This window comes from Flavobacterium sp. MAHUQ-57, from assembly GCF_051908335.1.
Classification (GTDB): Bacteria; Bacteroidota; Bacteroidia; order Flavobacteriales; family Flavobacteriaceae; genus Flavobacterium.
Genome location: NZ_JBPZTE010000006.1, coordinates 279,335 through 305,566, shown reverse-complemented (window position 1 = coordinate 305,566; position 26,232 = coordinate 279,335). Strand labels below are relative to the sequence as shown.

Sequence of the window (26,232 nt, the reverse complement as noted above, 5' to 3'; positions counted from 1 at the left end):
CTTTTATCTATTCTGTAGAAAAAATATTATGCAAAAATATTTTGATGATTTTATTAAGATTCAATGGCCCATATAGCTTAAGTATATTTAAAAGTAGAATAACGAAGTGTATTTTTGATTTTATTCTAAACATTGGAAAAGTATGATAATTAGCAAAGTCCTTATAACAAATTACCGAAATTTTAAATCATTTGAAATAGATTTAAAAAAACTTACTCTTATAATTGGAGAAAACAATATTGGCAAAACAAACCTATTAAATGCTCTTGGCTTAATTTTTAGTCAGGATATTTCTTTTTATAGAAAAAGAACCTTAGAAATTGAAGATATCAATTTTAATGCAATAAATGATTTTAAAGCAGATGTTATAGATGCCAATAAACCAATTAAAGACATTAGGTTTGTAGAAGTTAAAATTGAAGTAGAATTAACCAATTTTGTTGGCAATCCAAAACAAGAAGCTGTTGTTGCCGATTGGTTGATTGATGAATCCTTAACTACTGCAAAATTAACATATCACTATTCATTAAGAGAAGACTTGACAGAATGGATAACCGATATAAGAAATAAAGGTATTACTAGTATCGATTTTCCAATAAATAAATATGAGTATATTGTCTATGGTGGTCTTGATGAAACCAAACAAGTTGATTTTTATTTTTTGAAAATGCTAAAATTTGAATTTTTAGATGCCTTAAGAGATGCCAAAACTCAACTAATCGCAAGTGGAGATTATAGACTACTTTATAAAGTACTGACAAATCTTGGAGAAGGAAAATTTGAAGATATAAAAGTAGTTTTAAAGGCTCTAAAAGATGAAGTTGATAAAAATCCAACCTTAACAAATTTAAAAACTGAAATTTCAACATTCCTCGAAAAAACATCTTTAGTAGAAAATGAAGATTTCAATAAAGTTGATTTTGAATTTACAAAAATTGAGGAAAATGAAATTTTAAAAAAATTAAGTTTGGTTTATGGGAATGCCCCTATTACCGTAGAACGAAATGGTCTTGGTAGAAATAATATTCTTTTTATATCCTTAATACTTTCGCATTTAATTTCAATTAATGACAATACTAATTGTTTTAGAATTATAGCTATTGAAGAACCAGAAGCACACCTACATCCTCATTTACAAGAACATTTAGCAAAAAACATTCAAAGACTAACAAATGATAGCTTACAAATAATCATCACTAGTCATTCAACACACATAACAAGTAAATTAGATTTAGAAAATACTGTAGTAGTTTTCAATGACCAAGAAAAAGGTTTAATATCAAATCACTACATCCTCAATAATTTTGCAAATGCGAATGGGAAAATTGATGCAGATGCACAACATAGTATTAGATATTTATCACGATTTTTAGATGCAACGAAATCAACAATGTTTTTTGCTAGAAAAATAATTTTTGTTGAAGGCATAGCTGAACAAACATTACTTCCTATCTTTTTTGAGAGAACATATGGTAGGTCTCTTGAGAAAGAGGGAATCTCTGTCGTAAATGTAAATGGAGTCTCATTTGAACATTTTTTGAAAATATTGAAAAACGGTTATTTCATTAAATCTTTAGTCCTAACAGACAGCGATATTAATACAAAACAAAGAAAAAGAGCTGAAAACTTACAGGAAGATTTTAAAGACTACAAAAACATTGTAGATATTCAAAAAACAAATACACCTACTTTTGAAATAGAAATCATTGAAGAGAACAAGAATGATGAAAATTCAAGAGTTACTATTCTTGAAGCAATAAAACTAACAAGACCAAATTCAGGGAACAAGGATTTTGCTGATGCTTTTAACAAGAGTTTGGATACGGGTGCTTTCTTTCATTTAATTGAACCCAAAAATGATAAAGGAGAAAAAACAGGAGATTATAAATCTGAATTCGCAACAAATTTATCTGAAATCCTTTATAATGAGGATAACGAATTTAATGTTCCTAAGTATATTCTTGATGGTTTCAATTTTCTAATACCTGCTAAAGATGGAAGTAACTAAACCTAAAGTTGTAATTGCAGGTGCTGGTGGAGGTAAAACACATCAAATGATTAATGAAATTATCGAAATAATTCCTCATCTAAAGAATAATCCTGAAAAATTTTGTGCAGTTGTTACTTATACTAATGCAGCCACAGAAGAAATAAAAAAAAGGGTATCTAAAAAAATTAATATTCCTCATAATCTTCATATAAGTACTACTCATAGTTTTTTGACAAAGTTTATTATTGACCCTTATGCATATTTATTCAATCTATTACCTTTAGATAAAAATTATATTGATAAAGTAAATTTAACTTATAAATCAAAAAATTTCTTTGCTGAAAAGGCAAGCTGTATAAAAAAGGCTAATGAACTAAGCTCTCAAAAAGGAATTATAATATATGATAAAATTTTAGAGACATCATTTGAATTAATAAGTCAAGAAACTATTTGCAATCAAGTTTCAACTAGATTAGCTTATATTTTTGTTGATGAATATCAAGATATGAGATTGTATCAACATAAAATTTTTAATGAAATTATCTTAAAAGGGAAAACCAACTTTTATTGTATTGGTGACCCTCTTCAATCAATTTATAATTTTTCTTATACACAAAGTCAATTATCAAAAGAACCAAAACCAAATGGTTTTTTAGCAAGTCCAATTTTAGAGTTTAATAGAAATAAACATTTTGAAACTAACACAATTACAATTAATAATAGATGTAGTAAGAGTATCATTAACCTAATAAATAATTTCAATAATAAAATTGGTTATCAACAAGAATTACCCGAAGAGAAAAAATGTAATCAAATACCTGTCTATTTTATTATAGGTGATACTAAACCTGAAATTGTAGAAAAATACAGTCAAATAATGGTCAATCATAATATTCAAAAAGAAAACGGGAAAATGTTTAGCCTAATTATTGCTAAAGATTGGGATACATTTAATGACATTAGTAATGTAAATAAAATTAATTTTGACAATGGAACTACTAAAACTATGTTTCATGAATGCTCAAGAATAATATTAAGTACACTTGGAATAAACAAAACTACATTTTTAAAGATTATCCCATACAAAGACAAAAGAGAAAAACATTTAAAATATAGAGAGTTTTGTTTCTCAATTTTAAAAGATATTCGAATTCACAACTTTGAAGTTGATAGAGCGTACATTATTAATGAGTTTAAACAAAAATTCAAAATCAATCTTCCAGATGACACAAATAAAAACATCAATACTTCTAAAGCATTAGAAGGTTTAAAAATAGTTACAAAATATTCAGATAGTGATCGATTTTGTTCATCTATACATAATTCAAAAGGACTTGAAGCAACTAATGTTTTAGTAATATCAAAAACAAATAAGCAATTACTAAAATGGCTTGATTTTAAAAACGTAGTTCATGATACAGATGATGATTATAGACTTGGATATGTAGCCTTTAGCAGAGCAAGAGAGATATTGTGTATCACATCTCTAGAGAAACCCGATAAAACCGTAATCGATAAATTAAAATCTCTTAATATCCAAATTGTCTAAAATGATTGAAAAGATTATTATTTCCACATTATTCACTGAGTATTCATTGAGCCAACCTCAAAACACCACATAAACAAAGGGTGCATTTCTTTTTGCATCGGGAAGTAATAACATTTTTCACCCTTGATACAATCAAAAATAAAAGTACTTTGCGCCTCCCAATACCCAAAATCTGATAGCGCGGATTTGTAATCCATACAAACAATCGATTAAAAAATAAAAACACTAAAAAATTTATCGGATACATTTTTAATAAAATATATTATCTTTAATAGTAAATAAATCAATTCCGGTTCTTACTAGGTAAAAAACTCAAAAAAATACATGTAATTTTAACCAAATTCGTTAGCAATGAAGAAACTTTTACTATTGTTCATTTTAGTATTCCCACTGGTAGATTGTTTATCACAAGATTGGATAGAAGTAACTCAAACATCTTCAGGAAATCAAATTTTTATCGCTGATAAATACATAAAAAAAGGAGGAACATTCGGTAATGATGAAGGAGTTTACAGAATATGGACTAAAACTGTTTTAAAAAAATATGAACAAAAAAAATATGGAAAAACAAAAATATACCAGAATGCAGTTTTAAAATCATTAAACGACTACGATTGCATTAATCAAAAAACAAGGTTGATTATGAGTATCTTGTATGATAGCAACGGAAATGTTATTCAATCAAGTGATACCGATGAATACGGAATGGATTGGAATTTTGTAATACCTGAAACTGTTGGTGAAGCAATATTTAGGCTTGCTTGTAAATTGTCTAATGAAGATTGAAAAAACCAAATGTGTATTTTACTTGTTGTATAAACGTTACACATTAATGCTATTACACGATTTATACATCCCTTCACTGTGCCAGAGCTCATCAATAAATCAATTAAGTCTTAACCACTACCCTTTCCCACTTGAAATTCTTATTTTAGTCTAATAAATAACAATCACGCCCCCAAAACTACTTAAAGCCTAAGGAAAGTTAACAGCAACTGAACCTGAAAATTAAATATAAAACAAACGGGATAGAATGAAAATAATCACTTGGAATTGCAATATGGCATTTCGAAAAAAAGCGGAGTTTATATTAGCGTACGAACCAGATATTTTAATCATTCCTGAATGCGAAAATCCTGAAAAACTAAAATTTGAAAATGTAAGTCTAATACCAAAAGATCTTATCTGGTATGGAAGTAATCAAAATAAAGGCCTTGGAGTCTTTTCATACAGTGATTACCAATTCAAATTACTTGAATGCCATAATCCAGATTTTAAAAATATTTTACCAATCTCAGTAACGGGTGGAAAAATTGATTTCACATTATTTGCTATTTGGGCAAATAACCCAAATGACAAAGAAGGGCAATACGTTACTCAAGTTTGGAAAGCCATAAATTATTACGAACAACTATTATCTGAAAAAAGAATTATATTAATTGGTGATTTCAATAGCAATACAATATGGGATAAACCGCGAAGAGAAGGCAATCACTCAACTGTTGTCGATAAATTAGAATCAAAAAAAATATTTAGTACATATCATACGTTTTATAAACAAGAACAAGGAAAAGAAGAACATCCTACTTTGTTTATGTATCGTCATGAAAATAAACCCTACCATATAGATTATTGCTTCGCTTCAAATGATTTTATAGAAACTTTAGATAGTGTCGAAGTTGGAAATTATGAGGATTGGACAAAATATAGTGACCATAAACCTCTAATAGTTAAGTTCAATTTATAAAAAATCAATCCCTACCACTATAAAAAACCTTCAAGTTCAAAACAATCTTATTTTTTGTCATGCTGAACTTGGTTCAGCATCTAATAAAGATATATCAGCATCTCAAAAAACAATACCAATAGCGATGGCGCAAAGAAGTTACCACAATTACTGGGTGTATATCCTGACCAATAAACCCAATGGAACGCTATATATTGGAGTTACTGGTGGAATAGATGATAGAATGGAACGACACATAAAAGGACAAGGTTCAAAGTTTACAGCGAAATACAAATTAAAAATGTTGGTCTATTTTGAGGAGTTTCAATATATCGATGCTGCTATTGCTCGAGAAAAGCAGTTGAAAAATTGGCATAGACAATGGAAAATTAATTTAATTGAGGAACATAATCCTAACTGGGATAATTTGTGGAATCGAGATGCTGATCGAGATGCTGAAACAAGTTCAGCATGACAAAACTTTCCAACTTAATTTCCAGCTTTTTGAATTGACATTTACCCTATTTGCTTCGTGTTCCACCCTTTTTGCTTATTACTAAACAATCCTATTTTTTGTCCTACTGAACTTGGTTCAGCATCTCAATAAAGACCTATTAATTATTATTGGAGTTACTGGCGGAATAGACGATAGAATGGAACGACACATAAAAGGAGAAGGTTCAAAGTTTACAGCAAAATACAAATTAAAAATGTTGGTCTATTCTTTTGTCATGCTGAACTTGTTTCAGCATCTCAATAAACAAGTAGTACTTCTTAAAAAATTCGGAATAATGTAGAAAATTTTGACATCCACCCTTTTTACTTATAATTAATCCCTTTTTACTTATAATTAATACCTCGGAGACTATAATTATAACCTTTTTGCTTATAATTAATACCTCAGAGATTATAATTAATACCTTTTTGCTTATAATTAATACCTCAGAGGTTATAATTAATACCTTTTTGCTTATAATTAATACCTCGGAGGCTATAATTAATCCCTTTTTGCTTCTAATTAAACCCTTTTAGGTATATAACAAAAAAAGACCCCAATACTGGAGTCTTTTTTTTCGATAATTACAATCGGGAGCTTGTTAATTAGAACTACTTCTGCGGGTTCTTTTGGCAAACCGCTGACTTAAATCTTCATAAATCGGTTTTGCGGTGACAATCCCTTTGCTGTGTGCTTCTTTTACCTGTCCGTAGTACAATAACGAGGCTTGTAAGGCTTCACTTCCGGCTAACATGATGGTGTCATTCACATCGGTAGACAATTGTGTACTCAAATTGGCTATCGGACTTAACAAACTTACCAACGCTTCGTCTTTTAAAAATTCTGTTTTGTCCATGTACGCCGGTACAAACTCGGGATTGGTATCTACATACGATTTGGTTTTTTGCACCGTCGCTACCGTTTTGTTCCCCATTTTAAAAATCGTAGCGCGTTCTTCTGCTGTCAATCCTTGCAAGTACGGAGCTAAAGCTGTTTTACATTCTTGCAATTTTTCTCTTACCGTATCCACCACCTCTTGTGGTATTTCGATACTAATTTGGTTTTTTGTTCCCATTTTTAAAAGTTTTATGTTTATTTAATCTTCTACCCACATGCAATTTGTATACCAAAAAACCAATTTTTATGAAAAATTTATAGTAAAATTCTTATAATTCAGTAAATCCAAGGCTTTAACCATTGTACTTCTTTCTTTAAAGAATGCCTACAAACCAAGTACTTACACCGCTTAAAAGCCTTAGTTCCAGTTGTATACTACAAAAAACGGTTTGGAAAATCCAAACCGTTCATAGCACCTAGTGTTGTGTAATTATTTCCCTGTAGTGGAAACGATGATCTTTTTAGTCATCTTTTCCACACCATTGTCTATATGTAGGAAATAGATCCCATTCGGTAAGAAGCTCAGGTCATAATCCAAATTATACACCCCTTCTTCTACATTGTCATGCACCAATACGCCAACTGATTTGCCTTGCTCATTGAACAATTCGATATGCATAGCAGCGGTATTTGATACTCCAAAATGCAAATGGGTTTCTCCCACAGAAGGATTAGGGTAATTGCCTAAAACCACCAAACTAGAAGTTGCTGTGTTCGATCCTTTTTGCAATGGTGCCTGCGCACTTGCTGTACCGGTAAACACCGACGGATTGTTGGCTTTCTTCAAAAATTTAGTTCCATCGGCAACATAATACCCGTGTGAGAAAAATTGATCGGTACTTGGTCTATCTACAGTCGCAACATAATTCCAGTCGGCTTGTACCTTAGCCGAGGTTACATCCAAAATAAAATAACCGTGATTGCTCAAATCTGCTTTTTTAATGTGCGGATTGAAAGTATCCACCAACCAATTTAAGAAAGAACTCGAGAAGCCCACAAATTCGTCCAAATTGGAAGAAGTAACGCTTGGCGCCACAAACTCCACACCCATTGAACCGGTTTTGATTAAAGAACTGTATTTCAACAACGTTTCCGGTAAATCGGCTACAAATGTCATGTGAATATCGCCGGTGATGACTACAATATTTTTAACATTATTGGATTTGATATAGTTGTACAAACGTTCTCTTTCTTCCGTATACCCGTTCCAAGTATCTTTCAATTGCAAAGGCAAAACAGGCATCATTAAAACCTGATTTCCAACCACTTTCCATTTTGCTTTGGAAGTAGACAGTTGCTGCGTAAACCATTGAAATTGCGCTTCTCCCAATAGCGTTTTAGAGGCTTTCTTGTCTTGAATAGTAACTCTTTGTAGCTTGTCAAAGATCTCAGTTCGCAATGCTTGCAATTCGGTGTCGGAAATTGGGTTTTCCAATCGCTTGGCATCCCACTGGTATTTATTCAAATAGCCTAATAACTTCGTATACAACGCATCAAATTCAGCTGTTGTCAATGCTTTATTTTCTTCATTCATTTGGAATGTAGTCTCCAAAAAGTGGCGCAGTAACCATTCATTGGATTGTTCTTGCGACATTTTGGAGAAATCCTTACTCTTTACAGTTCTCAAAAAGGATTGATCCTGTTGCTCTCTCCCTTCAATACGGGTATCCAATAATAACAAATCGACTAAATTCCCATACTGTATTTTTCTATAAATCTGGTTCGGGCGAATGGCGTTGTCACGAATCGGCATCCATTCAAAATAAGCTTTCCAGGCATTATTTTTTCGGGTATTCCAATCGCCTTCTGTGTCCGGCTGATGGTTTTCTGCGCCAGAAACATAGGCATCGTTAGCAAACTCATGGTCGTCCCAAACCACGATAAAAGGATGTTGTTGGTGTACTCTGCGCAGTGCGTTATCCAATTTGTAAAACGAATGACGGACTCTATAATCGTCTAAAGTTATAATTTCATTTTGAGGTTCATGTCCACGTCCAATAGCTTCACTGTAGCCAAAGCCACCTTGCTCGTACTCATAAATGTAATCCCCAAGATGAATAACGGCATCAATATCATTACGTTCCGCCAAACGGTCGTATACATTGAAATAACCATTCTGATAATTGGAACACGATACTACGGCAAAACGAAGTTGTTCTATATTTTGAGTAGGAACGGTTCTGGTTCTTCCCGTTGGTGAAGTTACCCCTAAGGCCGTAAAGGTATAATAATAGGTTTTCCCCGGTTGCAAGCCGGTAACATCCACTTTTACGGTATAGTCTCTACTATCGTTGGTGATAAAGGTACCATTTTGTACCACTTGCTGCATTTTAGGATCAAGCGCCACTTTCCAGGCTACCGGAATAACCGCATCATTTTTAGGGGTAACACGGGTCCAAAGAATAACATTGGTAGTCGTAGGATCTCCCGAGGCAACGCCATGGTAAAACGGAAATAAGGAAGCATCCATTTTTCCTGAATTTTCAATTTCTTTTGTCTTTTCGTACGTGTGACTAATTTTAGTCAATCTACTCTTTACAGCACTTTGTCCAAACACAAAAGTGGTACAAAAGATTAGAAACAAAAAAGAAGTTTTTTTCATAATTGTAGTTATTAGTTAAGTATTTTCCTGCAAAACTAGAGCCGCTATATTACCTCTTCCTTAACAAGAGATTAAGAAAAAACTTTAGCGGTGCATTAGGCAATTATTGTGCTCCCGATTCTTTTTAATCCCTAAAATCGGCTTTGTTTTTTCGAAATTGGTGGGTACGAAGTGGACTTTCAATTCGGTTGGCTTCTACAGAAAAAGGGTGAAAAGTAATTTGTACGTATAAACTTGCAATACCTCCGTTAATTCGTACCTTCTTTTTGTATCTTTGGTGAAGTATAAACCCACCAAAGGCGTAAAAAAACCAGCGTCTTTCGATTGCTACGGACTCATTTGGCAATTGCAATCCCTTCCTATTCTTTATGAAAATCATTTTGCAACTCGTTGTTCTTCTTTCCTTACGTTGTTATGCACAAGGACCCAATCAAAACACGACCACCATTCCGCTCGGAACAATAGAAACCATTACCTCTACCGTACTCAAGGAGAAGCGAGAACTATTGGTGTATCTTCCTGCATCGGCTAGCGCCGGAAGCACCAACCGTTATCCGGTGATGTACTTGTTAGACGGTCATTCGTTTTTCCATTCGGCAACAGGAATGATGCAATACCTTAGCGCCATTGGTAAAATGCCGGAAATGATTGTTGTGGCGGTTGTCAATACTGATCGTGTGAGAGACCTTACTCCTACGCATTCCATCTCGTGGTCGGATGGCGAAGAAAATCCCAATTTTCTAAAAAATTCAGGTGGCGGAGAAGCCTTCATTTCCTTTTTGGAGAAAGAACTCATTCCATATATCGACGCCAAGTACAAAACAGAACCGTATCGTATGTTGGTGGGGCATTCTTTAGGCGGATTGCTTGTTATCCATACCTTGCTGAATCACACTGAATTGTTCCATTCGTATGTAGCGATAGACCCGAGTCTATGGTGGGACAAACAATTCCTTGTTCAACAAGTAGCGCAGGTATTGGAGCAAAAAGAATGTAATGGAAAGTCGCTCTTTTTTGCTGCGGCCAATACCAAAGAAAAAGGAACCTTGGTAGACGAGAAAAATCAAGCCTCGATAAATGTTCCGGCAAAAGACAAAATCCTTTTTCATGAACTCCTTCAAAAAAACAAAAAAACGAAGCTGGCTTGGCATTGGAAATTTTATGAGGAGGACAATCACGCTTCGGTACCACTGCTTTCAATGTATGATGCTTTTCGCTATTTGTTCAAAAATTATGAATTGGACAAAGAGGTCAGCGATACTACAATTACCGTAGAGTATATTCAAAACCACTATCAAAAATTATCGGCTTCTTTACAGTATACTTTACTCCCGGCGCAAAGTACCATGAACCAACTGGGATATAATTTCATGGCCAGTAAACACTATGACCAGGCGTATTCCTTTTTCAAAATGAATATTGACAATTATCCGACCAGTTCGAATGCATACGATTCGATGGGCGATTATTATTTAGAAATAAAAGATACCAAAAAGGCAATTGCTGCATTTGAAAAAGCCTTGTCGCTGAAAGAAGTTTCCGATACCAGAAGAAAGCTTGAGCAACTGAAAGCTACTAAATAAAATAATGAACAAAAGTAGTGTATATTTATAGTACTGAGTAACGTAAAAACCAAAACCGCCTTTCGAGGCGGTTTTTTATTGGATATCGTTTGAACTACTCTTTATGATAAGGACATCCAGAAGCAGCTGCTTTTGTTTTCGACGTTGGAAATTGTCGTTCTATCAATTCCCTTTGATCGGCAGGAACGTCTTCTATTTTACGAAGGGTATTGATTTGAATGTGGGGCCAACTCGTAGTACCACCATCATCACCAAAATGGAATTCAAAGAAAATGATTTGCTCGTATTGCAATTGTAGCACTTCTTTTCCGTCTTCAATCACCGTTTCAATCCACATGCGCATGTTCATTTCTACAGTAGGTACATAGCGATTAACAAACGGTACATTTAAAATACCGCCTTGTGCTCCCGTTTTATTTTTAGATGACATCTGAATGAATACGTGATTTTTCACTTTATCTTCCGCCAAAGAATCACGCAAACGCAAATCAGGACGCACCGAATACGGATATAAAGGATTCGCTAATATTCGTTGCGTGTAAATTTTATTTTCACCCGGGTCATTCTGATCGTTCAAGGTTTCGAAAACCCAAGCCGGTGGCGCTTGATCCAAGTTGATGGGATTGGTTTCACTCGCTCCTGCTCCACCCATTGTTCTCGAAATGGAAAGATGATCGTATTTCCAAGCGGCATCTCCATGAGGGAATTGTGGTGCACCATCAACCAAATACCCTGAGTTGCCCGGTACCAAATCGCCCAATAATGTCACGGTACTTCCGTGTGGAATTACCCCACTTCTGGAGATGGAATAATCCGGTATAAAGTAAGGCCCTGTTTGACCGGCTCCTTTTTTCAATTCTTTAGCGGAGATGATTTCGGTATAGTGTCTTCCTTTCAGATTTTCCTGAGTAACATATTCCTTTTCGCCTTTTTCATTGACAATCAGAAACAAGGTTTCATCCTGATACCCGCTTGGGTATAAATCTTTATTCGGATTATCCGGAGCAACGGCATGAATCCCTCGGTCTTCTTTAATCGATTGGTCGGTAGCTGCATGATTGAAAACATCACTCAACCACAAGTACATTCCGTTTTCTTCGTGAATGGGCGTATATTGCAATTGGCCATTGACATCATTCACACTTTGAATGCTTTGTTCGTATTTCACTGCGCCACAGAATTGTTCGCTTCCGCCTCCACGATTGCGAACACCGCCCGGAACCAAATCAAAGGTTAGTTTCTCGATATACTCTTCACAAAGGAAACTGTATTTCCCTGGTATTTCCCCTGTATTTGTACCCGGTGAAGGCATAATCGTAGTGTGAATACCGGTACCGTTCATTTTTCTTGGACTTTGGGCACTGTTGTTATAACTTACCCAGGTGCCTTCCAATGCCTGTAAAATACCATAATCCACATTGTTGACTACTTGTTGTAAATCATCCACATAAAATGGACGGATTGGATCTTCAATCACGAGTTTGGAATAGCCTGACATCAAATTCTCCAAAATTCCTTGGTCTTCCTGACCATCACTAGTCAGTACCTTTTTGGCACTATTGGCCTGGTCTGCAAGATTTTTACGTTGTAACATTGTATTTCATTTTTTAGTTAGTTGCTTCGTTAGTTGTTCCTCTTTCTACTCTCCTTTATTGCTTACAATAGTAGGGCAAAATTTAAAATGGGAAATAGGTAGATTTACGTGATTTCGTTTAAAAATTAACTCCTAAAAGTTGGAATGATGGAGCCCGCATCAACGAAAAGAGATTGTTTTTTTTCTATGCATCGATAGTTGACTCCCTCAGTTTATTTGATTTTTCTTACATCCATTTTACTATATTTGTAAAGAGAACCTATTTAATTCCCCAATCTAAAAAATGAAGGGCATTAAATACTTTTTGAATTTCGTTGGACGATAAATACTATTGAATGAAAGAAATCTACTCTAAAACGTACTACTTCTGGATTATTACCAGAATCCTTATCATCGTATTTTGCAGCATTGATGTTTGCAGTTTAATTTCAAAATTTGGTTTTTCCCTTTTGTATTGTGTTGAAATCGTATACGTACTCACAAATGCAGTCTTACTTTACAGAGCGCTTTTACAACTCTCTCCCATTATTATTCTGAATTACGTAGTCGGTACCTTATCCATTGGTTTAGGTTTGTTTCTCTTTTACTGGAAATTCACAGAACCCAAACCAACTTGGGGAATCGCCAAATACCAATTCGATTATGTCCGCTTGTTTTGTTATATCGCATCTGGTTGGCTTATCGCCTTCGGAGTATTCGATTTTCTTGTGATCAATAAAGAAACAGAAGAATAAAAACAATACATCCCTGCCCTATGAAATACAAAAAAGAAGCCTTATGGTTGCTAATTCCTCTACTATTTAGTATCCTCTGTTATCAATTGGTCTTTGATTTCAGAGATCCGGTCATCGATTTCCCATCGCTTTATTTTTATGTAGAAACCTGGATTGGATTTTTGGAGTTGACCCTTTTGCTATATACCGTATTTTATGGCTATCGAATGGTGCGATTGAAGTACGAAAATCAATTCTCAACTACTGTATTCTTAATCACCAATGCGTTGAGTATACTTTCGTTCCTTTACCTCGCTCGGTTTTTTTATTTTTACAATCAGAGTTACATCTATATGCCTGAAGAGGCCCATAGCCAAATCAAGAATGCCGATACAGCGACAGCATTTTGGACAGTTGCATTAATCGCTATTGGTCTATTTTTGATGGAATTATTTGTAGCCATCAAAATCTATAAAAATTACAAGTCATAAGTTTTTCAATTTCAAATCGGTATCCAATAATTTACAATGGCTTCGTAAAGTTTAAATAATAAGGGTCGATTTTACAATTGGCTTTTGAAGTAATTTCATACTTTTGCACGCTTTTTAGAATAGCTGTGAAACCTTATTCCGCGCGACTAAAAGTAATACTACTTCCTATGTAGGTAACGATAGACAAGACAAAGTAAATTAATAAAGAGTAAACCTGAAAATGAAAAAACAAATTGGAATTCTAGCCTTATTGGGGCTTTTATGGTCATCATGTGACAACAACGATATACAATATACTGGAGATCTCGTAGTATCGGCCTATGGAGTTACTGAGGTTGATGGAAAACCGATAGATAACCTGCATGTTGGCGTTTTTGATATAAATTCCGAAATTTATTGGTACAATTATGCTATCGCAACGGAACGATTTGATCAAGGGCAAGTCAAATTCAAAGATCTGAATCCAGGAAATTATACTGTTGTGCTTATGGAAAATTCGAATGGTCATCACAAGATTGTTCAAGTGAAAGTAGGAAAAACCACAAAATTGAATTTGTTCAGATAAGTAAGAAAAACAAAGGTAGAACACAAAACTGCAGTAATAATTATTGAGTTTTGTGTTTTTGTTTATAGGGATTACTAAATTCACATTGCTATGGAAATAAGACCCGTCATCATTGAAACCGAAAGACTCTTTTTGAGAGGGTATTCCCCTCAGGATATGACTACTCTATTTGACCATTATTCGAAAGAGGAAATTCAAAAACGATTGGGGCACCGTTCGGAGGAAGAGTACGAAAAGGAAGCATACAAACAAAAAAATGGTTATGCCTCTTATAACCGTAGTTTCCTTCTTTTTCTGTTGGAGGAGAAAACCTCTCAAACCATTTTCGGACGATGTGGACTTCACAATTGGTTTGCAGAACACCGTCGTGCTGAAATTGGTTACCATATTACCATTGAGGACTACAAACGAAAAGGTTTTATGACCGAAGCTGTAAATGCTGTAATTGACTATGGTTTTACCGAATTGAAATTGCATCGAATAGAAGCACTTGTTGGTAGTACTAACATTCCGTCATTGAAAATCATGGAACAACATCACTTTGTTAGAGAAGGGCTGCTACGACAACATTACTATAGCAATGGTAATTATGAAGATTCGGTGGTATTTTCAAAATTGTCAAGTGAATACTTTAGTTCTAGTGACTAAAGATTTCATTGAACCACTCATTTTCAATTTTTATCTCGGCCAAATGAATTGGACTGGACTATTTCATGAGGAATAAAAATGCTACTATAACTATTTTAAATAAAAGGTAATGTATAACCTTTTGTATATTTGACGCTACGACTGATGAGTTATTCAAAAATAACAAGTTCGTCGGCACCAAGAATTAGCTAGAATATCATGCAAAAAGTAATTGCACTCCTATTTTTGATTGCATTCGTCTCTTGTAAACAAGAAAAACCTAATCATACCGAAAGCTTTGAGGAAAAAATCGTTGCGATGGCGATTGAACAAAAAAACAATAGAGCAATCGAACTGAAAGACATTTATGACGATCTTGCTTCTGAAATCCCTGAAGATAGCATTGAAAAATCGGTATTGGTTGAAATCTTAAAGGAAAAAGGATTTGCAATCATCCATTGGGGACGAGGCAATTTTACGCATGGTCCCAGAGTTATCCACTATACATTAAAAAAGGGGAATTGTGAATGTGAAGTCGCTAAGTATTATTATTCAACTACTGAAGAAGCAACCTACTTAAGATCCGAAGCCATTTCATGTCAATAAAAACTATGTATTACCAACAAAATACGATGCAAAAAACCAACTATCTCTTACTCATTTTATCCATTTTCACTTGCATCTTTTGTAGTGGACAATCCAAAAAAGAAACGCATTCGAACGATAATAACTACCTATTTTTTCTCCACAATAGATTTGTAGAAGAAAATGATTTGGATGTCAAACATCCCGAATACGGCAAAGCGGAATATCTTGAAATCATTACCTCCTTTGAGAAGGATGGTTTTATTGTGCTGAGTGAAAAAAGAAAGAAAAACACCGATGTTAAAAAATATGCCGAAAAAATAGTAACCCAAATTGATAGTTTGCTACAAAAAGGAGTCCAACCCAATCATATTACTGTTGTGGGAACTTCCAAAGGCGGCTATATTGCTCAATATGTTGCTACATTTATGGCCAATCCGGAAGTGAACTTTGTATTCATTGGTAGCTTTCGGGAAAGTGATATCGAAAACTATCCCCAAATTCAATTTTGTGGCAATATCCTAACCATCTATGAAAAATCAGATGAATTCGGTGTTTCTGCAGTACAACGAAAAAAGAATTCTACACTAAAAATAAATAACTTTAGAGAGATTGAATTGAATACAAATTTGAAACACGGATTTTTATTCCAACCTTTACCAGAATGGATTGAACCTTGTAAAATGTGGGCGAAAAGAAATTATACTTTTGATAACCAAACAATAATCAAACATTAACTAAAGTTCAATGTTAGCAATTATTTAAACAGCCAATGCACCATTTAGTCACTATTCGCGAATACGAACCGAATGATAAAAAGGAAATCATCAACTTGATTCGATTAAATATACCGAAGTATTTTGCCGTAGAAGAAGAGGAAGATTTAGACCGTTATTTGGAAACTGAAAGGGAGTTGTATTATGTGGTACTGTACGATCAGAAAATAGTCGGATGTGGTGGAATTAATTTTGCAGACAACACTACGATCGGGAAAATCAGTTGGGATATTTTTCACCCGGATTATCAGGGAAAATCTTTGGGCACTTTATTAATGCAGCATCGCATCGATTACTTGCATTCGATCCCAACAATACAGAAAATAGTAGTCAGAACTTCTCAGGTGGCTTACCTATTTTATGAAAAACAAGGATTTGAACTAGTTGAAATCATCAAAGATTACTGGGCGGAAGGATTTGATCTTTATTATATGCAATTACCACATAATTGAAATTATACCGGAAAAGAAACTAGAAAAGAATTGAATAGATAGTGATACGATCTAACCCAAACTTAGCGATTACTGGTTTTGAAATGTAGCCGAAGGACTAACCTAATTTCAGCCTTGGTTTTGTAGTTGAATTCTTTTAGGCTATATTTACGAGAATTGGACATAACAGATATGGCTGTAGTAATAGTATTCCAACAAAAAGCTGCTAGCATTTCGTAAACCTGCAATTCGGTCGAATGACAACAACTATCATAATAACATTTTGCGTATTACTGCTCATTGCATACGTATTCGATTTAACATCCTCCAAAACAAAAATCCCATCTGTAATTCTATTACTGATTTTGGGTTGGACAGTACGACAAATGACCGATTGGTTGAACATCCAACTTCCTGACTTTTCCAGTGTTCTTCCAGTTTTAGGAACTATCGGTCTTATTCTGATTGTATTGGAAGGTTCACTCGAACTCGAACTCAATGCCTCTAAACTAGGACTTATCAAAAAATCTTTTTGGGGCGCTCTTCTACCCATGCTGGCTTTAGCCTTTCTGTTTGCCTTTGCTTTTAACTATTTCGGAAACTTCGGCCTTAAAGACAGTTTGACTAATGCCATTCCTTTTTGCGTTATCAGTAGTGCTATTGCGATTCCAAGCGTTCGGAACCTGTATTCCTACAACAAAGAATTTATCATTTACGAAAGTAGCCTATCGGATATTTTAGGAGTGCTCGTTTTTAACTTTCTTGCTCTTAATGAAACTATCAATGCCGAATCATTTGGCCATTTTGCTTTGCAAATCCTTTTCATTACTATTATTTCTTTCATAGCAACCATTGGGCTTTCGTATTTACTCAGTAAAATTGAGCATCATATTAAATTTGTTCCCATTATTCTTTTGGTCGTTTTGATTTATGCCGTTTCTAAAATCTACCATTTGCCGGGATTAATTTTCATATTGCTTTTTGGATTATTCTTAAATAACCTTGATGAACTGAAACAATTCAAATGGATTGAACATTTCAAACCTAATGAATTAAACAAAGAGGTATTGAAATTTAGAGAAATTACCATTGAAGCTGCTTTTTTGGTAAGGGCCTTGTTCTTTCTGTTATTCGGGTATTTGATTGAAACTACGGAAGTCTTGAATCTAGACACTCTTTCATGGGCTTTGGGTATTGTAATTTTCATTTTCCTTTTTCGTGCCATTCAATTAAAACTGTCTAAACTACCTTTACAACCTTTGTTGTTTGTGGCTCCAAGAGGATTGATTACCATTTTACTTTTTTTGTCTATCGAACCAACACAAACCATTTCTCTTGTCAATAAGTCGCTAATCATACAAGTAATCATTCTGTCTGCATTGGTTATGATGATGGGTTTAATGGTCAATACACCTCAAAAAAAGGAAAACTAAATCGTAAAATCAACGGGAGATTCTTCGGATATGAGATCAATAATTCAACAATTAAGAGAAGAGCGCAATTTAACACAAACCGAGCTTGCAGAAAAGAGTGGCCTTTCGTTAAGAACAATTCAAAGAATTGAAGCGGGAACTACTCCCAAAGGATTTACGCTGAAAGCATTAGCACAAGTATTTGAAACCGAACCTGAAAAGTTGATTCCCACCAATGAAACTTTAAAAGTTGACAGAGCGAAATGGATCAATTTTTCAACTCTAGCCGGACTGATTATTCCTTTCGGAAGTATTTTATTTCCATTGGTTTTAACCTATAAAACAAAAGATCCCAAAAATAAAGAACTAGGAAAATGCATTGTAAGCTTTCAAATACTTCTCACAGTTGTCATTTCTTTAGTTTTAATCGTAATTCCGTTTGTTCAAAAAGGACTATCACTTCAATTTCCTCTATTTTTAATTCCTGTACTTTTACTAACTACTTTAAATTTAGTGGCTTTTATTGTAAATGGAATAAGTTTGAACCAGCAAAACGACTTACACAAAGCCTTCAAAATCAATTACCTATAAGCATTGTCGTAAATTGACGTAAAATTGGCGTATGCTTTTTACAAACATTTCCCTTTTTGAAAAGGAAATTTGTAAAAAAATAATCCAATGAAAATTATACGAAAAATTGTATTTGCCTTTTTGGCAATTAGTGGTGTAGCCGCAATAGGTGGCGCTCTTTATTTTGACCGAAAATTTACTCCCAAAGAAAATTATTTAACCGTTGAAAATGAAAGTGGCATTGTCCCTTTGATTTGGGAAGGAACGAAAAAGAATGCGCTATTACTTCCCATACATTTTGAAAAAGATACTGCGACCTACTATCTGCAATTTGACACCGGTTCGCCGTATACTATTTTATACTCACAATCCATACAAAACCTTCCTTCTATCACAACCAAGGGAACTGTTGCAAAAGCCTCCTTTTGTATTGGAAAAACTAAAATCTCATCCGATCAATTCAGCATTTACAATCAAGGAAATGACATCAAAAAAACTGTGGAAGCGCTAAACATAATTGGTACTTTGGGAACTGATGTATTGGACCAACGAAAAACACTGCTCAATTTTAAAGAAAACTATATGGTTCTCAATTTAACCAAAGTACCTGCTACATTTCAAAACAAACTAACTGATTTTACATTCAAAAAAAGGAGACTAATTATTGAAGGAGAAGTACAAGGTAAACAAAGTAATTTTTTATTTGATTCGGGAACAAGTGCCTTTGAATTAATAACCAATAAAGAAGTTTGGGAGAATTTGAAGCTAAAAAATTCAAAAATCACAATTGAAAAATCGAAATCATGGAATAAAATTTTGTCTACATTTACCGCAAACAGTAACCAAAAAATACATTTTCACAAAAGCGAAATATCCTTAAAGAATGTCACTTATGTGGAAGGTTACTCTCCTATTCAATATGCAATGATGCAATTTTCAGGTATGACAGGTATGCTGGGAAACAAAATCTTCCTAAACAACAGTTTGTATATTGATTGCTCAGAAAACAAAATCGGAATTGAATAAAACGAAACCGTAACAGGATAAATAATAACCTCAAAAAGACTTTACAATGGCTATTATTTCCTTTCTTTGATGAAATAATAATAAAAAACTAAGTATCTTCGGATGCAATAGTCAAAACTTAGAGTTGAAACCCTTTCTTTTTTGCCAAGGAATGGATAATCGTAAACCAATCAGGAAGTACGAATGCCTTACTAAATTCATTTGTTTTTTCAAAAATTTGGCTTCCATTCCAACCTTTGTATTGTTTTTCATCTCTAAGTAAATAAAAATAAAACAATGTATAAACTACAACTACTTACCATCGCATTGGTTTTGCTTCAAAATTTACAAGCACAGCAACTTGTAGGAAAGTGGATTAGTACTAATTTAATCGATTCGGAGAACCAACAAGAAGAATACACGTTACAACCACCCAGCAAAGGTTTTCAGTTTGGTCATAGCCTTACTTTAAACCCAGACGGTACGTTTTACAGTTACCGTATACCAGGTTGCGGATTGGACCGTAATCCGCCTAGAACTCAAGGAAAATACAGCATTATAGACGAAAACTACATCCATTTTTTTCAAGAAAAGAAATACGAGGGAGCGGAAACCTTAATTAACAAAGACCTTGGCAACTTTTACTATTATCAAAAAGATTCTAATTTCATTTTAGTGAAAAGTACAGGTGATCTTGAGCAAGACAAAAAAAATGTGCTGTACCGAAATTTGCTTACCGAAAAGGAGAACGAATTGCGCAACTATGAAAATCTTTTGAATTGGATGCCAATAACGATACAGTTACAAGACGAAACCCAATTCATTTCTAACTGTTTGGCAGAAAACCAAATTAACCATTATGCCATTTTACACTACAAACCTGCTGCCTACCAAAATCAGAGAATCTATTTAGTACAAGTGGGAAATGATTTTAAATATGTCATTTATGATATTCAACACAAACGAATAGCATTGTTTGATGATCATTTGATAACAAAAACAAACACATTGGTTACTGCAATTGACAAGGATACGAACCTTAAAACCACAATTCTTAAAGAGACCTATATTCCAAATAGAACATCCTCTGAAAACAATACGATTACGGTATATCGAAAGAAAAAGAAAATCGAAAAAATCATTTATAATCAATATTTTACAAACGGTGGTGGTTGGTTTACGACTTTCTATTTTGAAAACGACCAACCTGTGTATGTAGAATTTGAGGAGAAAGCGGTATTTAACAACCGTGAAATGGCTTCAAAAATTGCATGTTACATCTCTGATAGTAAAAACGCTAAAATCATAACCAAAACGATTCAATCCGAAGTAGGTAAACTCTATTTTCCCAGCGAACATTATAATCGAGCGATAAACGATGTAAACCAACAACTCAATTATAACTTCAAACCTCTTTGATTTCCTATTGGATATGAAACCTTTCGTCTATCTCCTATTTTTTAGTTTTTCTTTCATCTCATTTGCGCAAAAAAAGTATGAAGTTACTGATGGTGATTTACAGTACATTCATCCCTCTAAAGGAATAATTCTTAAAAAAAACAATGCGTACTTCCAACTCCAAATTGACGTCGATTATACATTGCAACAGCTTAAATTGAAGTCGGTTTTACATCCTATAACACAAGAGGATGCGATTCAATTTGCTCAAAAAAAGGAATCCATTTCTTATAACGAAATCGATGGCAATTTTAATTATGATGCACTTCGAAAAAAGCAATTTATCTATTCTGAAGAAGATACAACCGAAAGCAACTATACGCTCTATAAGTTTTGCCTCTTCAACCCGAATTACTTCGCTCTCTTTTCAGAAGAACATGATACCGAAAAGAAACAAATACATACCCGATGTGAAGAATTCCTACCTTATTTGTTGTTACACTTCGGCAAAAAGAAGATAATCTACACGTATGCGCATGAAAAATTATACCTAATACCCGCTAAGAACAAAATCAACTTGTTCGGATTGCATAGTGATTATGTTCCCCAATTAAAGGCTGAAAAAATCGCATTAACCAATCTGGAAATTTATAACTTTTCCAATCATGCTTTTTATGAACTTCAAGAAGAGTATTTCAAAATCGATACTTTATCCGATAAAAAAGTGCTACTGAAAAACAAAGACAATGCAATTCTAATTTCCAAAAAGTATGACTCTATCACTTTAGGAAAAATAATCATTGGCTATTCTCAAAAATCGATTGATTTCTACAATTTAGCCTTGCAGAAGTTAAATTCAACTCCAGTTAAAAGCGGAAAAATAAATCTCGGAAGCATTCAACTCATCGAGAACAACCATCTTAAATTAATTGATTGGACTGGAAAGGAGTTAAAAAAAGCAAAGAATTACACTTTTACTCATTTGTACGAAGCAACTTCAAAAGACTATTACTATGAACTGTCGTTCACGAAATCAAAAAAGAATCATCAACTTACCATAAAGAATCTGCCTTTTTTTTCTTCAGAAAATGAAGCGACGGTGACTGACACAATTCCTTTGATTAACACCTCCGATATTCAAGCAATGTATATCAATACTAAAGCCTTGGATACTTTGGTAACGTCAAAAAAGTACAGACCAACTTCGTCTGCCTCAAATTCAACTGAAAATAGTAATCCAATTCCATTCTACGACTCAATTGTTACCTATTTAAAAAAAGACGGCACCTATGGCATGAATTATTTGAACCATTTTCTCAACCTCGACTATAAAAATGAATTTTTTACGAATAACGAGCTAGCGAATTATCAAAATTTGCAGTCAATTCGGTATATTCCTCCTTTTTACCAATTAAAAAAGAACAACTTGTATATGGTATATCCGTTGCAAAACCAATTCCGTTACAAAACACTCGGCGATTTTCAAGGCAATTTTGCGCGTTTTGAATTACCCAACGGAGTAAAGGGATGGCTCGACAGTAGCGGTAAAGAATACTTCGACGATTAAAACACCTAAGAAATTTACCGTTATGCTCATAGCATTTCAATCGATAACTTCAAACAGCATTTGTCGTGTTGAAATCGTAAAATCCATTATCTTTACTTTATCAACCCACCGTATGACAACAGAAGAGCAAATCCAAGACTATATCGCCTCTCAACCTGAACCGAAACGCAGTGAAATGCAGGAACTTCATCAGCGCATTCTTCAATTGATGCCTAATGCTACGCTTTGGTTTTTCGATGGTAAGAACAGTGAGAATAAAATAGTTTCCAATCCGAATATTGGCTATGGCATCCGAACGATTCATTATGCCGACGGAAAAACCAAAACGTTCTATCAAGTTGGAATCAGTGCCAACCAAACCGGCATTTCAATATATATCCTGGGTATTGATGATAAAAAGTATTTGAGCGAAACCTATGGTAAAGAGCTAGGCAAAGCAAGTGTAACGGGCTATTGTATTAAGTTCAAAACACTGAAGGACATCAATAGCACCGTACTCGAAGCAGCGATTCGTTATGGATTTGATACTACAGCCTAAAACTGCACTTCCCAATGAATTGTAATTACTCCCCAATTATTACTTACCACTACTATGATTAAATACCTATTGCTTTGTTTATCTACTTGGACCGTTTTTTCACAAACGAGCAATCCATTAGAAATTGGGGGATTAACCATTGATCCAACGGTAAAAGAAAAGGTCGAAATCCATATAAAAGATTCGGAAGAATTTGAGGCAATGAAATCAGTAATGCAGATTTACGAAAATGCTGTTTTGGGTGAACTCTATGAGAATGATACTCTGAGTTTCTCAAATACTGATGTGTCCAAAAAAATGCTTTTCAAATCCTTTTATTTCTGGAAAGACGGAAAACTAGGCATTGATGGTGCATTTGGTCTTTTTGGTAGTGCCGGGTTTCATATTGCCATCGAAAACAATCAGGCCCATCTTTACCACATGCTAAGTTCTGATGACTTTCCTACCTATGCCTACGATGAAAAAAGTGATCTGATTGATCGTTTGGAAGTACCTTGTACCGAAACCAAAATCATACTCTCTGAAATTCCAGACAGCACAAAAAAACAAATCATTTACGGTTACGTAGAATTTAAAAGCGATTCCTATTATGGGATCAGCGGTGCCTATTCCAAAAACCAAACACCTTTAAGAAAAAAGTACCGAAGCACAATGCGAATCTACTTCCGAAGTGGATTTTTGAATCTATAAAGGAACATGAATGGCACAACTAAACCACGCAAACAGCGTTATTGCATAAACGACCAAAACGAAACACTATAACATGGAAATTGTAACACATCAATTTGAAGAATTCGTTATCACTACCGATAAAACCAAACTCGATCTTATTGCCATACATGATTTTTTATCCAATCATTCCGGTTGGAGCAATCATATTCCATTGGAAAGAGTTAAAACTTCAATAGATCACTCCCTCAATTTTGGGTTGTTTCATCAGGGAAAACAAATTGGTTTTGCCAGAGTAATTTCCGATTATTCCACGATTGCCTACTTGGGAGATATATATATTTTGGATTCATATCGTGGCCAAGGTCTTTCCAAAAAACTAATGGATGTAGTCATGACACATCCCAATTTACAAGGGTTACGACGTTGGATTTTATTAACTTCCACAGCCGATTGGCTCTATGAAAAATACGGTTTTCAAAAACTCCCAAAACCCGAATTGTATATGGAATTATTCAATCCGACTGTGTATACAAACAACACTGAATTATAGAAATAATTACTAAACAAACTATACTTAATCGAACCCCTCCGTTAAACAACATTACAAATATGATACGATATACTTTTTTTATTGGTGCTGCTCTATTGTTTCTTATGACTACTGCTTGTAAGGAAACCAAAGCTGAAGCGACAACACAAACGATGCCTGAACCTCCTACCCAAGAAGCAACGAAACGTGATACCATCAGTACCACAACAGAATACAAACAGAATCCAACTGATTTCATCCCTAAAGGGTTTGTCCTTTTTGAAAAAATTTTGGGCGATGTAAACAAAGATGGTGTAAAAGATTGCGTGTTAATTATAAAGGGTACTGACCAATCCAAATTCGTTACTGATGAATACCGAGGTAAACTTGACCGAAACCGAAGAGGTATAATTATTTTGCTAAATCGGAATAAGGGTTATGAATTGGCCGTAAAAAATTACAACTGCTTTTCTTCTGAAAACGAGGACGGTGGTATTTATTTCGCTCCCGATTTGATGGTCAGTATTGAGAAAGGAAATTTATACATCCATTATGCACACGGAAGATATGGCTACTGGAAATATACGTTCCGTTACCAAAATTCGGATTTTGAACTGATTGGTTACGACCAAAGCGAAAACAATGGCCCAATTGTAAATGCTGAAACGAGCATTAATTTTTTAACCAAAAAGAAAGTGACCAAAGTAAATACGAATGACGAAAGTGAAGGCGGAGATGAAATTTTTGAAACTACCACGACCAAAATCAAAAGTGCTCAACTTTACAAATTGACCCAAATTAAAGATTTTAACGAATTTGAAATGAATGAAGAAGGTTAAAAAAGAAGACAATTATACATCTGCTTATTTCATGAACTATAAAACCACTTTACTCCTACTTTTCCTGACATTACAAGTAGTTGCACAAACAGAGAAAGACAACATTGCAATGGTAGTAGGGAAAAGCAATATTGGAAAAACTTATACTTTTGGGGAATGCGACGGCAAAACCAAAAATGAAACGCAACTCACCTATCTTGGAAATGTAAAAACCAAAAAGGGAATCGTTTATAAAGTAATTACTTCGGTATGGACTTGGGGTATGTCGTGCCGTTCCACACACAGAATATTGATTTTCAATACTAAAAATCAATACGTTGGAAATTACTACATCTTGGACTACTGTTCACTGCCAACACAACTGCAAAACGGTTTTCTAATTGTTCACCAAACCAATGACACAGAATGCGGAAAAAAGACACAACAAATCAATCTCAATAACGGATTGCCCAAAAGCATTTTCGGAATGGAATTTCAAGAATAATACCGTTATTTACAACATCAAATGTATTGACCAATGACAACCTATTTAATTGTACCCGGACTTGGAAATTCCGGACCGGAACACTGGCAAACCTATTTTGAAAATTCAGGCGATAATTTTCACCGAATAGAACAAGAAGAATGGGATGCTCCTTCCTGCGAATCCTGGATTACCACTATTGACCAAAAAGTGGCTGCCTTTGATGCATCCAATGTGGTGTTAATTGGACATAGTTTGGGTTGTTCGGCTATTGCGCATTGGGCAGTAAAATATCAAAAACAAATCAAAGGCGCTTTGCTTGTCGCTCCAAGTGATTTAGAGGCACCTCACTATACTTTTCCTGCAACTGGCTTTGCTCCAATTCCGCTGCAAAAATTATCATTCCCTTCAATTGTGGTGGCTAGCGCAGATGATATTTGGGTTTCCTTGGAAAGAGCCCAATTTTTTGCTGAAAACTGGGGAAGCGAATTCATTACTATCGGCAATGCCGGGCACATCAACGCAGCTTCTGGACACACGAATTGGGAAGAAGGATTGGCAATTTTGAGGACGATAGGTTGATAAAAAATACTTATAAGGTTTTTATACCCTAT

The 26,232-nt window shown here is 34.4% G+C and carries 27 protein-coding genes; 24 read left to right on the top strand and 3 right to left on the bottom strand.

Features of this window, described 5'->3' with window-relative positions:
- Positions 1-142: 142 nt before the first annotated feature.
- The 5 genes from ACS8MM_RS01635 (at position 143) to ACS8MM_RS01615 (ending at position 5,740) form a co-directional block, all read left to right on the top strand.
- Positions 143-2,008 (top strand): ATP-dependent nuclease, encoded by a 1,866-nt coding sequence (locus tag ACS8MM_RS01635; protein WP_379712355.1) that lies wholly within the window; start codon positions 143-145, stop codon positions 2,006-2,008.
- Positions 1,995-3,539 (top strand): UvrD-helicase domain-containing protein, encoded by a 1,545-nt coding sequence (locus ACS8MM_RS01630; RefSeq protein WP_379712353.1) that lies wholly within the window; start codon positions 1,995-1,997, stop codon positions 3,537-3,539. Before ACS8MM_RS01635 ends, ACS8MM_RS01630 begins: the two co-directional genes overlap by 14 nt.
- A 351-nt stretch (positions 3,540-3,890) precedes the next feature.
- Positions 3,891-4,325, top strand: coding sequence for a surface-adhesin E family protein (locus ACS8MM_RS01625; RefSeq protein ID WP_379712351.1), 435 nt, complete (start codon positions 3,891-3,893; stop codon positions 4,323-4,325).
- A gap of 247 nt (positions 4,326-4,572) precedes the next feature.
- Entirely contained in the window at positions 4,573-5,286 is a 714-nt protein-coding gene (locus ACS8MM_RS01620) for an endonuclease/exonuclease/phosphatase family protein (protein ID WP_379712349.1), read from the top strand.
- Positions 5,287-5,410: 124 nt separating this feature from the next.
- Positions 5,411-5,740: a GIY-YIG nuclease family protein gene (locus ACS8MM_RS01615; RefSeq protein ID WP_379712347.1), complete on the top strand. Its 330-nt coding sequence runs from the start codon at positions 5,411-5,413 to the stop codon at positions 5,738-5,740.
- 622 nt (positions 5,741-6,362) lie between these two features.
- On the opposite strand, the gene ACS8MM_RS01610 is transcribed toward ACS8MM_RS01615, so the two are convergent.
- Together ACS8MM_RS01610 and ACS8MM_RS01605 are read right to left on the bottom strand one after the other, a co-directional pair.
- Complete coding sequence (locus ACS8MM_RS01610) at positions 6,363-6,836, bottom strand: hypothetical protein (RefSeq protein WP_379712345.1); 474 nt, start codon at positions 6,834-6,836, stop codon at positions 6,363-6,365.
- 252 nt (positions 6,837-7,088) lie between these two features.
- Entirely contained in the window at positions 7,089-9,260 is a 2,172-nt protein-coding gene (locus tag ACS8MM_RS01605) for an alkaline phosphatase D family protein (RefSeq protein ID WP_379712343.1), read from the bottom strand.
- A gap of 368 nt (positions 9,261-9,628) precedes the next feature.
- Here ACS8MM_RS01605 and ACS8MM_RS01600 point away from each other — a divergent pair, with 368 nt between their 5' ends.
- The gene (locus tag ACS8MM_RS01600; protein WP_379712341.1) at positions 9,629-10,843 is read left to right on the top strand and encodes an alpha/beta hydrolase-fold protein; all 1,215 of its coding nucleotides are present in this window, start codon (positions 9,629-9,631) and stop codon (positions 10,841-10,843) included.
- Between the two features lie 94 nt (positions 10,844-10,937).
- Here ACS8MM_RS01600 and ACS8MM_RS01595 read toward each other — a convergent pair whose 3' ends face one another.
- Complete coding sequence (locus tag ACS8MM_RS01595) at positions 10,938-12,437, bottom strand: peroxidase, FMP-type (RefSeq protein WP_379712339.1); 1,500 nt, start codon at positions 12,435-12,437, stop codon at positions 10,938-10,940.
- Positions 12,438-12,772: 335 nt separating this feature from the next.
- Here ACS8MM_RS01595 and ACS8MM_RS01590 point away from each other — a divergent pair, with 335 nt between their 5' ends.
- From ACS8MM_RS01590 to ACS8MM_RS01505, 18 genes are all read left to right on the top strand, one after another.
- Complete coding sequence (locus tag ACS8MM_RS01590) at positions 12,773-13,171, top strand: hypothetical protein (protein WP_379712337.1); 399 nt, start codon at positions 12,773-12,775, stop codon at positions 13,169-13,171.
- Positions 13,172-13,191: 20 nt separating this feature from the next.
- Positions 13,192-13,641 (top strand): hypothetical protein, encoded by a 450-nt coding sequence (locus ACS8MM_RS01585; RefSeq protein WP_379712335.1) that lies wholly within the window; start codon positions 13,192-13,194, stop codon positions 13,639-13,641.
- A 220-nt stretch (positions 13,642-13,861) separates the two neighbouring features.
- Entirely contained in the window at positions 13,862-14,206 is a 345-nt protein-coding gene (locus ACS8MM_RS01580; protein ID WP_379712333.1) for a FimB/Mfa2 family fimbrial subunit, read from the top strand.
- A gap of 90 nt (positions 14,207-14,296) precedes the next feature.
- Complete coding sequence (locus tag ACS8MM_RS01575; protein WP_379712331.1) at positions 14,297-14,854, top strand: GNAT family N-acetyltransferase; 558 nt, start codon at positions 14,297-14,299, stop codon at positions 14,852-14,854.
- 198 nt (positions 14,855-15,052) lie between these two features.
- The gene (locus ACS8MM_RS01570; RefSeq protein ID WP_379712329.1) at positions 15,053-15,439 is read left to right on the top strand and encodes a hypothetical protein; all 387 of its coding nucleotides are present in this window, start codon (positions 15,053-15,055) and stop codon (positions 15,437-15,439) included.
- Between the two features lie 5 nt (positions 15,440-15,444).
- Positions 15,445-16,155: a dienelactone hydrolase family protein gene (locus tag ACS8MM_RS01565; protein WP_379712327.1), complete on the top strand. Its 711-nt coding sequence runs from the start codon at positions 15,445-15,447 to the stop codon at positions 16,153-16,155.
- 35 nt (positions 16,156-16,190) lie between these two features.
- A complete protein-coding gene (locus ACS8MM_RS01560; RefSeq protein WP_379712325.1) occupies positions 16,191-16,646 on the top strand; it encodes a GNAT family N-acetyltransferase in 456 nt (151 codons plus the stop codon).
- Positions 16,647-16,882: 236 nt separating this feature from the next.
- On the top strand, positions 16,883-18,058 hold the full coding sequence (locus ACS8MM_RS01555) for a sodium:proton antiporter (protein WP_379712323.1): 1,176 nt from the start codon (positions 16,883-16,885) through the stop codon (positions 18,056-18,058).
- 30 nt (positions 18,059-18,088) lie between these two features.
- Complete coding sequence (locus ACS8MM_RS01550; RefSeq protein WP_379712321.1) at positions 18,089-18,628, top strand: helix-turn-helix domain-containing protein; 540 nt, start codon at positions 18,089-18,091, stop codon at positions 18,626-18,628.
- Positions 18,629-18,715: 87 nt separating this feature from the next.
- Complete coding sequence (locus tag ACS8MM_RS01545; protein WP_379712319.1) at positions 18,716-19,633, top strand: hypothetical protein; 918 nt, start codon at positions 18,716-18,718, stop codon at positions 19,631-19,633.
- Positions 19,634-19,909: 276 nt separating this feature from the next.
- Complete coding sequence (locus tag ACS8MM_RS01540) at positions 19,910-21,031, top strand: hypothetical protein (RefSeq protein WP_379712317.1); 1,122 nt, start codon at positions 19,910-19,912, stop codon at positions 21,029-21,031.
- Positions 21,032-21,044: 13 nt separating this feature from the next.
- Entirely contained in the window at positions 21,045-22,577 is a 1,533-nt protein-coding gene (locus ACS8MM_RS01535) for a hypothetical protein (RefSeq protein WP_379712315.1), read from the top strand.
- A gap of 22 nt (positions 22,578-22,599) precedes the next feature.
- Complete coding sequence (locus ACS8MM_RS01530) at positions 22,600-23,115, top strand: DUF1801 domain-containing protein (protein WP_379712313.1); 516 nt, start codon at positions 22,600-22,602, stop codon at positions 23,113-23,115.
- A 54-nt stretch (positions 23,116-23,169) separates the two neighbouring features.
- Positions 23,170-23,805: a hypothetical protein gene (locus ACS8MM_RS01525; protein ID WP_379712311.1), complete on the top strand. Its 636-nt coding sequence runs from the start codon at positions 23,170-23,172 to the stop codon at positions 23,803-23,805.
- Positions 23,806-23,878: 73 nt separating this feature from the next.
- Positions 23,879-24,337, top strand: a complete 459-nt coding sequence (locus tag ACS8MM_RS01520) for a GNAT family N-acetyltransferase (RefSeq protein WP_379712309.1) — start codon at positions 23,879-23,881, stop codon at positions 24,335-24,337.
- A gap of 59 nt (positions 24,338-24,396) precedes the next feature.
- On the top strand, positions 24,397-25,155 hold the full coding sequence (locus ACS8MM_RS01515; RefSeq protein WP_379712307.1) for a hypothetical protein: 759 nt from the start codon (positions 24,397-24,399) through the stop codon (positions 25,153-25,155).
- On the top strand, positions 25,142-25,639 hold the full coding sequence (locus ACS8MM_RS01510) for a hypothetical protein (protein ID WP_379712305.1): 498 nt from the start codon (positions 25,142-25,144) through the stop codon (positions 25,637-25,639). Before ACS8MM_RS01515 ends, ACS8MM_RS01510 begins: the two co-directional genes overlap by 14 nt.
- A gap of 33 nt (positions 25,640-25,672) precedes the next feature.
- Positions 25,673-26,200 (top strand): RBBP9/YdeN family alpha/beta hydrolase, encoded by a 528-nt coding sequence (locus tag ACS8MM_RS01505; RefSeq protein ID WP_379712303.1) that lies wholly within the window; start codon positions 25,673-25,675, stop codon positions 26,198-26,200.
- Positions 26,201-26,232: the final 32 nt, after the last annotated feature.

Coding starts and splice junctions, on each gene's coding strand:
- ACS8MM_RS01575 (WP_379712331.1), top strand. CDS start 14,297: ATGGAAATAAGACCCGTCATCATTGAAACCGAAAGACTCTTTTTGAGA.
- ACS8MM_RS01595 (WP_379712339.1), bottom strand. CDS start 12,437: ATGTTACAACGTAAAAATCTTGCAGACCAGGCCAATAGTGCCAAAAAG.
- ACS8MM_RS01590 (WP_379712337.1), top strand. CDS start 12,773: ATGAAAGAAATCTACTCTAAAACGTACTACTTCTGGATTATTACCAGA.
- ACS8MM_RS01530 (WP_379712313.1), top strand. CDS start 22,600: ATGCTCATAGCATTTCAATCGATAACTTCAAACAGCATTTGTCGTGTT.
- ACS8MM_RS01570 (WP_379712329.1), top strand. CDS start 15,053: ATGCAAAAAGTAATTGCACTCCTATTTTTGATTGCATTCGTCTCTTGT.
- ACS8MM_RS01535 (WP_379712315.1), top strand. CDS start 21,045: ATGAAACCTTTCGTCTATCTCCTATTTTTTAGTTTTTCTTTCATCTCA.
- ACS8MM_RS01620 (WP_379712349.1), top strand. CDS start 4,573: ATGAAAATAATCACTTGGAATTGCAATATGGCATTTCGAAAAAAAGCG.
- ACS8MM_RS01525 (WP_379712311.1), top strand. CDS start 23,170: ATGATTAAATACCTATTGCTTTGTTTATCTACTTGGACCGTTTTTTCA.
- ACS8MM_RS01610 (WP_379712345.1), bottom strand. CDS start 6,836: ATGGGAACAAAAAACCAAATTAGTATCGAAATACCACAAGAGGTGGTG.
- ACS8MM_RS01545 (WP_379712319.1), top strand. CDS start 18,716: ATGAAAATTATACGAAAAATTGTATTTGCCTTTTTGGCAATTAGTGGT.
- ACS8MM_RS01555 (WP_379712323.1), top strand. CDS start 16,883: ATGACAACAACTATCATAATAACATTTTGCGTATTACTGCTCATTGCA.
- ACS8MM_RS01625 (WP_379712351.1), top strand. CDS start 3,891: ATGAAGAAACTTTTACTATTGTTCATTTTAGTATTCCCACTGGTAGAT.
- ACS8MM_RS01600 (WP_379712341.1), top strand. CDS start 9,629: ATGAAAATCATTTTGCAACTCGTTGTTCTTCTTTCCTTACGTTGTTAT.
- ACS8MM_RS01515 (WP_379712307.1), top strand. CDS start 24,397: ATGATACGATATACTTTTTTTATTGGTGCTGCTCTATTGTTTCTTATG.
- ACS8MM_RS01580 (WP_379712333.1), top strand. CDS start 13,862: ATGAAAAAACAAATTGGAATTCTAGCCTTATTGGGGCTTTTATGGTCA.
- ACS8MM_RS01520 (WP_379712309.1), top strand. CDS start 23,879: ATGGAAATTGTAACACATCAATTTGAAGAATTCGTTATCACTACCGAT.
- ACS8MM_RS01560 (WP_379712325.1), top strand. CDS start 16,191: ATGCACCATTTAGTCACTATTCGCGAATACGAACCGAATGATAAAAAG.
- ACS8MM_RS01565 (WP_379712327.1), top strand. CDS start 15,445: ATGTATTACCAACAAAATACGATGCAAAAAACCAACTATCTCTTACTC.
- ACS8MM_RS01505 (WP_379712303.1), top strand. CDS start 25,673: ATGACAACCTATTTAATTGTACCCGGACTTGGAAATTCCGGACCGGAA.
- ACS8MM_RS01585 (WP_379712335.1), top strand. CDS start 13,192: ATGAAATACAAAAAAGAAGCCTTATGGTTGCTAATTCCTCTACTATTT.
- ACS8MM_RS01615 (WP_379712347.1), top strand. CDS start 5,411: ATGGCGCAAAGAAGTTACCACAATTACTGGGTGTATATCCTGACCAAT.
- ACS8MM_RS01630 (WP_379712353.1), top strand. CDS start 1,995: ATGGAAGTAACTAAACCTAAAGTTGTAATTGCAGGTGCTGGTGGAGGT.
- ACS8MM_RS01635 (WP_379712355.1), top strand. CDS start 143: ATGATAATTAGCAAAGTCCTTATAACAAATTACCGAAATTTTAAATCA.
- ACS8MM_RS01550 (WP_379712321.1), top strand. CDS start 18,089: ATGAGATCAATAATTCAACAATTAAGAGAAGAGCGCAATTTAACACAA.
- ACS8MM_RS01540 (WP_379712317.1), top strand. CDS start 19,910: ATGTATAAACTACAACTACTTACCATCGCATTGGTTTTGCTTCAAAAT.
- ACS8MM_RS01510 (WP_379712305.1), top strand. CDS start 25,142: ATGAAGAAGGTTAAAAAAGAAGACAATTATACATCTGCTTATTTCATG.
- ACS8MM_RS01605 (WP_379712343.1), bottom strand. CDS start 9,260: ATGAAAAAAACTTCTTTTTTGTTTCTAATCTTTTGTACCACTTTTGTG.